11 protein-coding genes are annotated in these 13059 nt (G+C 72.9%); 4 read left to right on the plus strand and 7 right to left on the minus strand.

The features are described from left to right. Nucleotides 1-3: 3 nt before the first annotated feature. The 3 genes from ACIBIW_RS08875 to ACIBIW_RS08885 form a co-directional block, all read right to left on the minus strand. Nucleotides 4-849: a hypothetical protein gene (locus ACIBIW_RS08875; RefSeq protein WP_399333533.1), complete on the minus strand. Its 846-nt coding sequence runs from the start codon at nucleotides 847-849 to the stop codon at nucleotides 4-6. Between the two features lie 177 nt (nucleotides 850-1026). Further along, nucleotides 1027-1632: a class I SAM-dependent methyltransferase gene (locus tag ACIBIW_RS08880; RefSeq protein WP_399333535.1), complete on the minus strand. Its 606-nt coding sequence runs from the start codon at nucleotides 1630-1632 to the stop codon at nucleotides 1027-1029. A gap of 117 nt (nucleotides 1633-1749) precedes the next feature. Continuing rightward, nucleotides 1750-2178 carry a PPOX class F420-dependent oxidoreductase gene (locus ACIBIW_RS08885; protein ID WP_399333537.1) on the minus strand — a complete coding sequence of 143 codons (429 nt, stop codon included), beginning with the start codon at nucleotides 2176-2178 and terminating at the stop codon, nucleotides 1750-1752. Nucleotides 2179-2282: 104 nt separating this feature from the next. Between ACIBIW_RS08885 and ACIBIW_RS08890 the strand changes: the two genes are divergently transcribed. Together ACIBIW_RS08890 and ACIBIW_RS08895 are read left to right on the plus strand one after the other, a co-directional pair. Beyond that, entirely contained in the window at nucleotides 2283-2696 is a 414-nt protein-coding gene (locus tag ACIBIW_RS08890) for a roadblock/LC7 domain-containing protein (RefSeq protein WP_399333539.1), read from the plus strand. A 131-nt stretch (nucleotides 2697-2827) separates the two neighbouring features. Beyond that, nucleotides 2828-3808: a DUF6397 family protein gene (locus ACIBIW_RS08895; protein WP_399333541.1), complete on the plus strand. Its 981-nt coding sequence runs from the start codon at nucleotides 2828-2830 to the stop codon at nucleotides 3806-3808. A gap of 99 nt (nucleotides 3809-3907) precedes the next feature. Here ACIBIW_RS08895 and ACIBIW_RS08900 read toward each other — a convergent pair whose 3' ends face one another. Further along, entirely contained in the window at nucleotides 3908-4780 is an 873-nt protein-coding gene (locus ACIBIW_RS08900) for an acyl-CoA thioesterase (protein ID WP_399333543.1), read from the minus strand. A gap of 82 nt (nucleotides 4781-4862) precedes the next feature. After that, nucleotides 4863-7376: a DUF3516 domain-containing protein gene (locus ACIBIW_RS08905; RefSeq protein ID WP_399333545.1), complete on the minus strand. Its 2514-nt coding sequence runs from the start codon at nucleotides 7374-7376 to the stop codon at nucleotides 4863-4865. Nucleotides 7377-7521: 145 nt separating this feature from the next. Here ACIBIW_RS08905 and ACIBIW_RS08910 point away from each other — a divergent pair, with 145 nt between their 5' ends. Then, a complete protein-coding gene (locus ACIBIW_RS08910; protein WP_399333547.1) occupies nucleotides 7522-8316 on the plus strand; it encodes a metal-dependent hydrolase in 795 nt (264 codons plus the stop codon). A gap of 113 nt (nucleotides 8317-8429) precedes the next feature. Here the strand turns inward: ACIBIW_RS08910 and ACIBIW_RS08915 are convergent, their stop codons facing one another. Together ACIBIW_RS08915 and ACIBIW_RS08920 are read right to left on the minus strand one after the other, a co-directional pair. Continuing rightward, nucleotides 8430-10217, minus strand: coding sequence for an ABC transporter ATP-binding protein (locus ACIBIW_RS08915; protein WP_399333549.1), 1788 nt, complete (start codon nucleotides 10215-10217; stop codon nucleotides 8430-8432). Continuing rightward, complete coding sequence (locus tag ACIBIW_RS08920; protein ID WP_399333551.1) at nucleotides 10214-12139, minus strand: ABC transporter transmembrane domain-containing protein; 1926 nt, start codon at nucleotides 12137-12139, stop codon at nucleotides 10214-10216. Before ACIBIW_RS08920 ends, ACIBIW_RS08915 begins: the two co-directional genes overlap by 4 nt. A 181-nt stretch (nucleotides 12140-12320) precedes the next feature. Between ACIBIW_RS08920 and ACIBIW_RS08925 the strand changes: the two genes are divergently transcribed. Further along, nucleotides 12321-13055 (plus strand): hypothetical protein, encoded by a 735-nt coding sequence (locus tag ACIBIW_RS08925; RefSeq protein ID WP_399333553.1) that lies wholly within the window; start codon nucleotides 12321-12323, stop codon nucleotides 13053-13055. Nucleotides 13056-13059 lie beyond the last annotated feature (4 nt).

A 13059-nucleotide genomic window follows, 5' to 3' on the forward strand; every position in this document is an offset into this window, starting at 1 on the left:
GCGTCAGGAGGGGCGCACGGCCATCCGGTCCAGCGCTTCGAGGAGCCCGGGCAGTTCACGGCCGCGGCCCACCGGAAGGACTTCGCCCGGCTCCTCGTCGAGCAGTACGAACGCGATGTCGTCGGTCCTGGCCACCATGGACCAGCCGGGACCGTCGGCGCGCAGCATCCGCGCACTGCCCGGCGCGAAGGCGGAACGGACCCGGCCCAGCGGCGGCGGCGCGTCCACATAGGCCCTGGCCTCGGCCAGCACCCGGCGCACGCCCCCCAGCGGCTGCGCCGGGGCCTGCGCGGGCGCGGCCTCCGGGGGCTCCTCCTCCCGCGGCGGCTCTTCGGGGCCCGCGAAGTCGGCGTCGTCGATGCGCTCACGCCAGATCGCCCACTGCAACGCGATCTCGTCCGCCCCCAGCCGCCGCTGGGCGGGACCCCAGGCCGAGGTGTCCGGCGGGCACAGCGGCGGCTCGGGCGCGTCGGGGCCCGGCGCGGGATCGTGCGGCTCCGGCACCCCGGGCGCCGCCACCGCGAGCGCCAGCGGCCAGCCGGGCAGCGAGGCCACCACCGTGCGCTCCTCGGGGGAGAGGTCGTACTCCATGCCGCAGTCCCAGGACGCGATGGCCACCGCCACCAGCGACACGTCGTCCACGACCACCGTCCAGCGGGCCCCGTCCCCGTCCTGACCCAGGATCAGCCCGTAGCCCTGCGGGACAGGGTCGAGGGCGAGCGCGGCGCACGCCTCGGGATAGTCGTCGCCCAGGACGCTCGGGAACTGCGCGGGCGTCAGCAGCACCGCCGTCAGCACATAGAACGCCTCGTCCCCGGACGCGGCGGTTCCGTTGTCCGTCACGGCCATGCCACCTTCCCGTCGTCGTTCGTCGGCGCACCCTAACCAGTGGCCGCGGGGGCCGTCGAGGCCGGTGGGCGGGGAAGCGGCGCCCGGCCGCCGTAAAGATCCACACGGAGCGGCCCACACCGGGACGCTTCGGCGCGGCGCGGCCGGCACCCGGTGGAGCGGGGGATTCCGCCCGGCTCAGGCCCTCGTCGCCAGCACCAGATAGCGTGCGTCCTCGTCGGTGTACGACGTCATCCGCCAGCCGGAGCCCGCGAGCAGCGGCCCGATGTTCTGCTCGGCGCGCGCGTCGTCCGGGGTGATCTGCCGCCCCTGCCGGGCGGCGAGCGCGGCCCTGCCGATCGGATGGAACAGCGCGAGCCTGCCGCCGGGCCGTACCGTCCTGGCAAGTTCGCGCAGGTTCTCCTCCGGCGCGGCCATATGGGAGATCAGCCCCGCCGCGAACACCGCGTCGAGGACGGCCGACCGCACCGGCAGCCGCGCCACGTCCGCGAGGAGCAGCCGCCCGTACACCTGCCGGCCCGCGGCCACCGCCGCGGTCAGCATCGCCGGGGTCAGATCGGCCCCGAGCACCGTGCCCCCGGGGCCCACGGCGTCCCGCAGGGCCGGCAGCGCCCTGCCGGTACCGCAGCCCGCGTCGAGGACACGGTCACCGGCCCGCAGCCCCAGCGCGGCGACCCCCGCCCGATAGGCGGGACCGTCGTCGGGGAACCGGCTGTCCCAGTCGGCCGCCCGCGGTGTGAAGAACTCCCGTACTCGCGCCCGCGCATCGTCCATGCACGCCATGATCGCGCATCCCGGCGGCGGGCGGCAGGCACCGGGTGCTCGTACGGGCGCCCCGCTCGCCGCGACGGGGCCGCACCGCCGCCGAAGCGCGGCACGGCACCGCCCACGGCGCCGCCGTCAGCCCGTCAGATCCGCCATCGCGACCACTTTCTCGATCCGCGCCCGTACGAGCAGTTCGCCAGGGGTCGCGTTCCGCTCGCCGAAATCCTTCGCCGCGGCCTCGCCCATGTAGCGTGCCGCGATCCGGGTCGCCCAGGTCAGCAGCGGCCCCGGCTCCTCCGACAGTTGCGCACGGGCGTGGAGCACGGCGAAGCCGAACGGCGGCGTCTCCTGGTCCACGCAGAGGGCGAGCCGGCCGTCGCGGGCCAGATTTCTCCCCTTGACGCTGTCCTTGCCGGTGTTGAAGACGATGTCGTCACCGTCGAGCAGAAACCACACCGGAGCCACATGAGGGCTCCCATCTGCGCTGACGGTCGAAAGCTTGCCGGTGTGGGTGCCCTGCGAGACGAAGGCCCGCCACTCGTCGTCGGTCATCTTGTGTGCCATGTCCCCATCCTGCTTGCCCGCGGCACCCGGGTGGTGAAGGCTGGCCGGGTGCGAACCTCCGGCAGGGGGACCGGAGGGCCTGGAGACGACGGGGAGATCGGATCATGGCACGGAGAAAAGGGCTCGGCTGGCTCCTCGACGACCTGACCGAGCGCCTGGGCCAGGTGCGCCACGCACTGGTCCTCTCGAACGACGGACTCGTGACCGGCGCGAGTACGGGACTCAGGCGCGAGGACGCCGAGCACCTGGCCGCCGTCGCCTCGGGGCTCAACAGCCTCGCCAAGGGCTCGGGCCACCACTTCGGGGCGGGCAAGGTCCGCCAGACCATGGTCGAGTTCGACGACGCCGTGCTCTTCGTGACGGCCGCGGGCGACGGCAGTTGCCTCTGCGTGCTCAGCGCCGCCGACGCCGACGTCGGCCAGGTCGCCTACGAGATGACCCTGCTGGTCAACCGGGTCGGCGAACACCTCCGGGTCTCGGCACGCCAGCCGGAGCACACCCCCGCAAGCGATCTCTGAACCCACCCTTCACACCGCCCTGACCTGCGCATACGGCCCCATGGCGAAAGTTATCCACAGGCCGAGCGGAGAGGCGGCGGAACGGTCTACGGTTTTCCCGCGAGCGACCACATCTCACGGGGAAGACCGATATGACAGGAAATACCAGTACTCCACAGGCTGCGACGGCACCCGCCCCGCCGCCCCTCACACCCGGCCGCGCCGCCCAGGAACTCGGCCTCAAGCGCACCGAGTTCGAGCTGGCCGTCCAGTTGGGCCGCGTCAGGACCGTCCCCGCACCGCAGAAGAGCGGAGCGGCCCGCCCGGGCATCCTCGTCACCTGGGACGAGATCGCCCGCATCCGCGCCGGGAGCGACGACCCCGACGCCCTGCGCCGTAGCGTCAGGGTCATGGGGACCACGGCCGCGGCCGAGACGCTCCACATCAGCACGGGCCGCTTCACCCGGTTCGCCCGCCTCGGCCTGGTGACACCCGTCCGCTTCTACCTCAACCGCTACCGCGTCATCGTCTGGCTCTACCTGGCCGACGACCTCGCCGGGTTCGCCTCCGCCGACGCCCACACACCCCTGCTGAAAGGCACACTCCCCGAAAACCTCCGGGCCCAACTGGACGCCGGAGTCGACCTCCGCGCCCGCAACTGGCGCGGCAGATACACCGGTTCACTGCTCCGGCTCACCGACGACCCCTGGGCGCGCGCGGCGATCGCCGCCTCGCTGCTGCCCCCGGACGACCTGGCCGACCTGGTCGGCGACCCCGACGAGCGCGCCCGTCTCGCCGCGCTCGCACCGCGCCGCCCCGTCCCCGCGGCCGAGGGCTCCCTCGCCGCACAGCGCGTCGCGCTCATCGCGACGGCCCAGGACCCCGACGAGATCCAGCAGGGGCGCACCAGCCTCGAACTGTCCCTGCGCGAGGCCCGTAGCCTCGGCTCCGCTCCCCACCCCGCAGCGAGGCCCACGCCTGCGCTCCCCTGCGCCGCCGACCGGCCGCCTCGCGGGCCCGCCTCCCGGGGGCCCGCCGGGAGCCGCCCGCCGGGCGGACCGCTCACCCCGTTCGACACACCCGCCGCGGCCCTCAAGAACCTAAGGAGGCTGCTGGGCCGGGCGCTCTCCTGAGGCCGTGACGGCCGAAACCGGAACCGGCAGGAGCCGCCGCCCGCGCGCGAGGACGGCGCCCCGCCCGCCCGAAGGCCACCACGGCCACCCCTCCCGACCTCACGCGTCCCACGCGCGAAACAACCCCTCCTGCACCACCGACACCAGCAGACGACCGTCCCGGTCGTAGATACGGCCCCTGGCAAGCCCCCTGGCCCCCACCGCGATCGGGGACTCCTGGTCATAGAGGAACCACTCGTCCGCACGGAAGGGCCGGTGAAACCACATGGCGTGGTCGAGCGACGCCATGTCGAAGCCCCGAGGACCCCACAGCGGCTCCACCGGGATACGCACCGCGTCGAGCAGCGTCATGTCACTCGCATACGTCAGCGCACACGTGTGCACCAGCGGATCGTCGCCCAGGGGCCCCATGGCGCGCATCCACACCGCGCTGCGCGGCTCGGCGTCCTCGATCTCCTCCCGGGTCCAGCGCAGCCGGTCCACATAGCGGATGTCGAACGGCTGGCGCCGCGCCATCCGCTCCAACTGCTCCGGAAGCGCGCCCAGATGGCCCTTGATCTCCTGCGCGACCGTCGGCAGCTCCTCCGGCGGCGGCACGACACGCGCCGGTGGCAACTGGTGCTCGAAAGAACCCTTCTCAGGTCTGTGAAAGGAAGCAGTCAGAGTGAAGATCGTCCGCCCCTCCTGCACGGCGGTGACCCGCCGGGTGGTGAAGGACCTGCCGTCCCGCACCCGCTCCACCTGGTACACGATCGGCACGCCCGGCCTGCCCGGCCGCAGGAAGTACGCGTGCAGGGAGTGCACGGGCCGGTCCTCGTCCGTGGTCCTTCCGGCCGCCACCAGCGCCTGCCCGGCGACCTGCCCGCCGAACACCCGCTGGAGCGACTCGTGCGGACTGCGGCCGCGAAAGATGTCGACCTCGATGCGCTCCAGGTCGAGCAGGTCGACAAGACGCTCGGTCGGATTCGTCATGGATGGTTCTCTCCCGTGTTCCCTGCCGGCCCGCGGTGCGGGGCCGGACCACGCTCCGCCGCCCGACGGGCGGCGCGGCGGCCTACAACTGGCCGACGTCCGTGACGCGGATGACCGCCCGGCCCTCGGCGTCCGACTCCGTCAGATCGACCTCCGCGCTGATGCCCCAGTCATGATCCCCGCGCGGATCGGCGAAGGTCTGCCGGACGCGCCACACGCCCGCGCCCGCATCCTCCTCGATCATCAGCAGCTTGGGCCCACGGGCGTCGGGCCCCGTGCCCAGCTCCTCGTACTCGTCCCAGTAGCCGTCCATGGCCTCGCCCCAGGCGTCCGCGTCCCAGCCGGACTCGCCGTCCAACTCGCCCAGCTCCTCGACATGGTCGAGCGCCGCCAGCTCCACCCGGCGGAACAGCGCGTTGCGTACCAGCACCCGGAAGGCGCGCGCGTTCGCCGTGACCGGCTTGACCTGGTCGGCACGCTCCTGGGCCTCCTCGGCGGTCACCTCCGCGGGGTTGGCGAGCTGCTCCCACTCGTCCAGCAGGCTGGAGTCGACCTGGCGCACCATCTCGCCCAGCCACGCGATCAGGTCCTCCAGGTCGTCCGACTTCAGATCGTCGGGCACCGTGTGGTCGAGCGCCTTGTAGGCGCCCGCCAGGTAGCGCAGTACGATGCCCTCGGTGCGGGCCAGCTCGTAGAAGGAGACGAACTCCGAGAAGGACATCGCCCGTTCGTACATGTCACGGACGACGGACTTCGGGGAGAGCGGGTGGTCGCCCACCCACGGGTGGCTCTTGCGGTACGTGTTGTAGGCGTGGAAGAGCAGTTCCTCCAGGGGCTTCGGGTACGTGACGTCCTGGAGCCGCTCCATCCGCTCCTCGTACTCCATGCCGTCCGCCTTCATCGCGGCGACCGCCTCCCCACGCGCCTTGTTCTGCTGCGCGCCGAGGATCTGCCGGGGGTCGTCGAGCGTCGACTCGACCACCGACACCATGTCGAGGGCGTACGAGGGGGACTCGGCGTCGAGCAGGTCGAACGCCGCAAGCGCGAAGGTCGACAGCGGCTGGTTGAGCGCGAAGTCCTGCTGGAGGTCTACCGTCAGCCGCACGATCCTGCCCTCGGCGTCCGGCGTGTCGAGCTTCTCCACGATGCCGCCGTCGAGCAGCGAGCGGTAGATCGCGATGGCCCGCCTGATGTGCCGCAACTGCTGCCTGCGCGGCTCGTGGTTGTCCTCAAGCAGGTGCCGCATCGCGGCGAAGGCGTCCCCCGGGCGCGCGATCACCGACAACAGCATCGTGTGGGTCACACGGAAACGCGACGTCAGGGGCTCGGGCTCGGCGGCGATCAGCTTCTCGAAGGTGTTCTCCGTCCAGCCCACGAAGCCCTCGGGCGCCTTCTTGCGGACCACCTTGCGCCGCTTCTTCGGGTCGTCACCCGCCTTCGCGAGCGCCTTCTCGTTCTCGATGACGTGCTCGGGGGCCTGCGCCACCACGAAGCCCGCCGTGTCGAAGCCGGCCCGCCCCGCGCGCCCGGCGATCTGGTGGAACTCCCGCGCCCGCAGCACCCGCACCCGGTTGCCGTCGTACTTCGCGAGCGCCGTGAACAGCACCGTGCGGATCGGGACGTTGACCCCCACCCCGAGGGTGTCGGTCCCGCAGATCACCTTCAGCAGGCCCGCCTGGGCCAGCTTCTCCACCAGCCGCCGGTACTTCGGCAGCATGCCCGCGTGGTGCACCCCGATCCCGTGCCGTACGTACCGCGACAGATTGCGGCCGAAGCGGGTGGTGAAGCGGAAGTTGCCGATCAGCTCCGCGATGCTGTCCTTCTCCTCGCGCGAGCACATGTTGATGCTCATGAGCGCCTGCGCCCGCTCCACCGCCTGCGCCTGGGTGAAGTGCACGATGTACACCGGCGCCTGCCGTGTCTCCAGCAGCTCGGTCAGCGTCTCCGTCATCGGCGTGAGCCGGTACTCGTACGAGAGCGGCACCGGGCGGGTCGCGGAGCGGACCACGGCGGTGGGGCGGCCGGTGCGCCGGGTCAGGTCCCCCTCGAACATGGAGACGTCGCCGAGCGTGGCCGACATCAGGATGAACTGCGCCTGCGGCAGTTCGAGCAGCGGGATCTGCCAGGCCCAGCCGCGGTCCGGCTCCGCGTAGAAGTGGAACTCGTCCATCACCACCTGGCCGATGTCGGCGCGCGCCCCGTCCCGCAGCGCGATCGACGCGAGGACCTCGGCGGTGCAGCAGATCACCGGCGCGTCCGCGTTCACGGACGCGTCCCCGGTGAGCATGCCGACGTTCTCGGTGCCGAAGAGCTTGCACAGCTCGAAGAACTTCTCCGACACCAGGGCCTTGATGGGGGCGGTGTAGAACGTGACGTCGTCCCTGGCGAGCGCCGCGAAGTGGGCCCCCGCCGCGATCAGGCTCTTGCCGGAGCCGGTCGGCGTCGACACGATCACATTCGCACCGGACACCACCTCGATCAGTGCCTCTTCCTGATGCGGATAGAGCGTGAGACCGCGCTCGTTCGCCCACGCCTCGAAGGACTCGTAGAGGGCGTCGGGATCGGCGGTCTGCGGCAGCTGATCGATAAGGGTCACACCCCCATCTTGCCCGCCTCCGCGGCCCAGGACGGAATCGGATGCTCATGCGAAGATCGCGAACGATACGCTGAGGAACCGTCGGCAGACTGCCGCTCGTGTACAACTGCACGGGCGGGCAAGGGAAAAGGGGCGGGAAACAAGCATGATGGGACCGGCACACTCACTGTCGGGGGCCGCGGCCTGGCTCGGTGTCGGCGCGGCGACGGCCGCCGCGGGACACCCGATGCCGTGGCCCGTCCTGCTGGCCGGGGCGCTGATCTGCGCGGGGGCGGCGCTCGCCCCGGACCTCGACCACAAGTCCGCGACGATCTCGCGGGCCTTCGGACCGGTCTCCCGCGGCCTGTGCGAGATCGTCGACAGGATCTCCCACGCGGTGTACAAGGCGACAAGGAAGCCCGCCGACCCGCGGCGCAACGGCGGGCACCGCACGCTCACCCACACGTGGTTCTGGGCGGTCCTGATCGGCGGCGGCACCTCGGTGCTGGCGATCACCGGCGGGCGGTGGACCGTCCTGGCGATCCTCTTCATCCACATGGTGCTGGCCATCGAGGGCCTGCTGTGGCGGGCCGCACGAGGTTCGAGCAGCGACATCCTGGTCTGGCTGCTGGCCGCCACCAGCGCCTGGATACTCGCGGGCGTCCTGGACGAGCCGGGCAACGGTTCGAACTGGCTCTTCACCGGCGACGGCCAGGACTACCTATGGCTCGGCCTGCCGATCGTGCTGGGCGCCCTCGTCCACGACATCGGGGACGCCCTGACCGTCTCCGGCTGCCCGATCCTGTGGCCCATACCGATAGGCCGCAAGCGCTGGTACCCCATCGGACCGCCCAGGGTGATGCGCTTCAGGGCCGGGAGCTGGGTGGAGCTGAAGGTGCTGATGCCCGTCTTCATGCTGCTCGGCGGCCTCGGCGGAGCCGCCGCGCTCAACTACATCTGAGCCCCGGCGCCCCGGGGCGGGCCTCGCCCCGGAGCGGGGGAGCGGCACGGGCGCCCGGCCGCGCGGCCCCGGCCGACCGGCGCGCGACAGCGGTCGGCCGCGGCGGCCCGCCGTCACCCGTGCCAGGACCGCCAGAGGGCCGCGTACGGGCCGTCGGCCGCGACCAGCACATCGTGGCTGCCGAGTTCCGTGATGCGCCCCTCCTCGACGACCGCGATCACATCCGCGTCATGGGCGGTGTGCAGCCGGTGGGCGATGGCCACCACCGTGCGCCCGTCCAGCACCCGCCCGAGCGAACGCTCCAGATGCCGGGCCGCCCGGGGGTCGAGCAGGGACGTCGCCTCGTCCAGTACGAGCGTGTGCGGATCGGCCAGCACGAGCCGGGCAAGCGCGATCTGCTGCGCCTGGGCCGGTGTCAGCGCCAGCCCGCCGGAGCCGACCTCGGTGTCGAGACCGTCGTCCAGGGCGCGCGCCCAGCCGTCCGCGTCGACCGCGCCGAGCGACGCCCACAGCTCCGCGTCCTTCGCCTCCGCGCGCGCCAGCCGCAGATTGTCGCGCAGCGACCCGACGAAGACATGGTGCTCCTGGTTGACCAGGGCCACATGGTCCCGTACCCGCTCCGCCGTCATCCGCGACAGCTCCGTACCGCCGAGCGTGACCCGGCCGGTCCGCGGCGCGTAGATCCCCGCGAGCAGCCGCCCCAGCGTGGACTTGCCCGCGCCGGACGGCCCGACGAGCGCCACCCGGGAGCCCGGCGCCACGTCGAGCGACACCTGCCGCAGCACGTCGACGCCCTCCAGGTACCCGAAGTGCACCGCGTCCGCGCGCACCGCGCGCCCCTCGGGCGCCAGCGCGGGGTCGCCGGAGCCCGGTTCGATGTCCCGCACCCCGACCAGCCGGGCCAGGGACACATGGGCGACCTGAAGCTCGTCGTACCAGCGCAGGATCAGCCCCACCGGGTCCACCATCATCTGGGCGATCAGTGCGCCCGTCGTGAGCTGGCCCACCCCGATCCAGCCCTGGAGCACGAAGACCCCGCCGATCACCAGCACGGAGAGCAGCACGGTCGCATGCGTCAGGTTCACCACGGGGAACAGCACGGTCCGCAGCCACAGCGTGTACCGCTCCCAACTGGTCCACGCCTTGATCCGCCGCTCGGACAGCTCGACGCGCCGGGCGCCGAGCCGGTGCGCCTCCACGGTGCGCCCCGCGTCCACCGTCTCGGTGAGCGCGGCGGCGACGGCGGCGTACCCGGCCGCCTCGGAGCGGTAGCCGTGCGGCGCGCGCCGGAAGTACCAGCGGCAGGTGACCGCGAGCAGCGGGACGGCGACCAGCACCGTGGGAGCGAGCGGCGGCGCGGTCACCGCGAGGCCGGTGACCAGCAGGGCCACCCAGACGACGCCCACGGCGAGTTGTGGCACGGCCTCCCGCATCGCCTCGGCGAGCCGGTCGACGTCGGTGGTGATCCGCGACAGCAGGTCGCCGGTGCCCGCACGCTCCAGCACGCCGGGCGGCAGCGCCACGGCCCGCACCAAAAAGTCCTCCCGCAGGTCCGCCAGCATCTGCTCGCCGAGCACGGCGCCGCGCAGCCGCATCTGCTGGACGAAGAACGCCTGCACGACCAGGGAGGCCACGAAGACCGACAGCGTCGGGCCCAGTCGGCCGCTGTCGGAGACGTTGTCGTCCGACAGGCCCTCGATGAGCCGCCCCAGTACGTAGGGACCGACCATCGACGCGATCACGGCCACCGCGTTCGAGCCGACGAGCAGCAGGAACGCGCGCCGGTGGCGCCTGAACAGCTCGCGCACATACGCGCGTACCGTCGCGGGCGCGCCGACGGGCAGGGTCTGCGCGGTCGTCGGCGTCGTGGTGTCGTGGTCCGGGGGAGCCACCCCGATCATGCCGTCTCCTCGATCTCGTGCCGCCCGGCGGGGCCGTGCGGTGCCTCCCCGGGGGAACCCGCGGGGGTCGTCTGCGGTTGCCGCAGCCCGGCGAGCATCTCGCCCCTCTGCTCCGCGCCGCTCTCGTCAGCCGTGCCGCTCTCGTCGTCCGTCTGCCGGGTGACCACGGCCCGGTACCGGGCCTCGGCCGCCAGCAGCTCCTGATGGGTGCCCGAGGCGACGGCGCGGCCCTCGTGGACCAGCACGACACGGTCCGCGCGGTCGAGCACCAGGGGGGAGGAGCTGAAGACCACCGTGGTGCGGCCCGCCCGCAGGGCACGGAGACCGTCGGCGATACGCGCCTCGGTGTGGGAGTCGACGGCGGACGTCGGCTCGTCGAGCACCAGCACCTCGGGGTCGGCCACCAGGGACCTGGCGAGCGCCAGGCGCTGGCGCTGGCCGCCGGACAGCGAGCGGCCACGCTCGGTGATGTGGGCGTCGGCCGGGTCCCGCACGTCGTGGGCGCTGCGCACGAGCGCGGTCAGCACGTCGTCGCACTGCGCGGCGGCCAGCGCCCGTTCGGCGGGCACGGCGCCGGAGGACGGCACGTCGAGCAGGTCGCGCAGGGTGCCGGACAGCAGCACCGGGTCCTTGTCCTGGACCAGGACCGCGGTACGGGCGACCTCCAGGGGCACCTCGTCGAGCGGCACCCCGCCGAGCCGGGCGGAGGGCGGCCCGGCCCCCTCGGTGCCGGGCGCGTGCCCGCCGAGCCGGTCGGCGAGGCGGCCCGCCGCGTCGGGGTCGCCGCAGACCACGGCCGTCAGCTCGCCCGGCGCCACCCGAAGCCCGGTCACCGGGTCGAAGAGTTCACCCGAAAGAGTGGGAGCTGCGGCGGCTTTCGCGATCGTCCCGCCATCGGGTTCCCCGGCCTCCGCCGTGGCGTCCACGGTCCGCCGCAGCGACAGCACCCGGGCGGCCCGCTGCGCGGAGGGGCGCGAGAAGGAGTACGCCATGGCGATCTCCTGGAAGTGCTGGAGCGGGAGGTACAGCATGGTCACCGCGCTGTAGACGGTGACCAGTTCGCCCACGGAGATGTCACCCGCGCGTGCGAGCCGCACACCCTGCCAGACCACGAGGACCAGCAGCACCCCGGGCAGCAGCACCTGCACCGCCGCGATCAGCGCCCACATCCGGGCGCTGTGCACGGCGGCCCGGCGCACATCCTGCGACGCGCGCCGGTAGCGGTCGAGGAACAGCTCCTCGCCGCCGATGCCGCGCAGCACCCGCAGGCCCGCGACGGTGTCGGAGGCCAGCTCGGTGGCGTGCCCCGCCCTGCCGCGCTGGGTGTCGGCGCGGCGGGTCGCGGCGGGCAGCAGGGGCAGCGCCGCCAGCACCATCAGCGGCACCCCGACGGCGACGTAGACCCCGAGCGCGGGCTGGTACAGCACCAGCGCGACACAGGTCACCAGGACGCTCACGGCCGCCGCGGTGCAGCGCGACAGCGCCTCGACGAACCAGCCGATCTTCTCCACGTCACCGGTGGACACGGCGACCACCTCGCCCGCGGCGACCCGGCGGGTCAGCAGGGAGCCGAGGCGGGTCGCCTGCCGGGCCAGGAGCTGCTGTATGCGCGCGGCCGCCGTGATCCAGTTGGTCACCGCCGTGCGGTGCAGCATGGTGTCGCCGATCGCGATGGCGAGACCGCAGGCGAGCAGCGCGCCGCCGACGAGCGCGAGCCGTCCGCCGTCGCGGTCCACCACGGCCTGCACACCGAGGCCGACGGGGAACGGAATGGCGGAGATGGCGATGAACGAGAGCAGTCCCCAGGTCAGGGACCTGAGCTGCCCGCGCAGTTGGTTCCGCCCGAGCCAGAGCAGGAACTTCGGGCCCGAGCGGGCGTCGGGCACCCCTGGATCGGAGTACGGAAGGTCGCGGATCTGCATGGTGTCCCGGGTTGCATGCGAGGGCGGACGGTCGGGCTGCCGCGCGGAGGGCGCGGGAGGGTGCAAACCGTGCAAGGTTCCGTCGCCACGGGGCCGGAGGCAAACCATTTTCGGTGGTGGCGCCCATCCGTCACCCGAGAGTGGATTCGCGTGCTTCACGCCGGATGCGACGATGGGAGGCATGCGTGGAGAGTCGGCGGTGCGTGCGGCGGTGGCGGCGACGGCCTGCGGGGCCCTTCTGGTGTCCCTGGCGGCGTGCGGGGGCGGAGGCGGCGGCGCGCACCCCGACGCCTCGGGCAAGAACCACAGCCGTACGGCCGCACGGGCCCCCGGGCGGCACGGCCTCCCCGGCGTGGGGACGCGGCTCCTCGGGCGGCTGCCCGCCGACTCCCGGCAGGTCGTGGCCGTCTACGGCGACGGGAACGACTCGGCCCGCTCCACCGTGGACTTCTACACCAGGCGCGGCAGCGCATGGGAGAAGGGCGGCACCTGGAGCGCGCACAACGGCAAGAAGGGGTGGACGACCGACCACCACGAGGACGACGACCGCAGCCCCGTCGGCGTCTTCACGCTCAGCGACGCGGGCGGGGTGCTGCCCGACCCCGGGGCCCGGCTCCCGTACACCGCCTCCGCCTCCTTCCAGGCGCCCGGCTACTGGGGGCCCGCGTACCGGCACGACTTCGACTACGTGATCGCCATCGACTACAACCGCGTCAAGGGCGCCCCGCCCAACGACCCGAGGCGCCCCCAGGGCGAGTCGAAGGGCGGCAGCATCTGGCTGCACATGGACCACGGCAGCGGCACCTCGGCCTGTGTGAGCCTGCCCGAGTCCGGCATGAAGTTCCTGCTGCGCGCCCTCGACCCGAAGCTGCACCCCGTGGTGGTGATGGGCGACAGGGCCGACCTGCGGGCCTGAAGCC

The sequence above is a fragment of the Streptomyces sp. NPDC050560 genome (genome assembly GCF_044457285.1).
Taxonomy (GTDB): domain Bacteria; phylum Actinomycetota; class Actinomycetes; order Streptomycetales; family Streptomycetaceae; genus Streptomyces.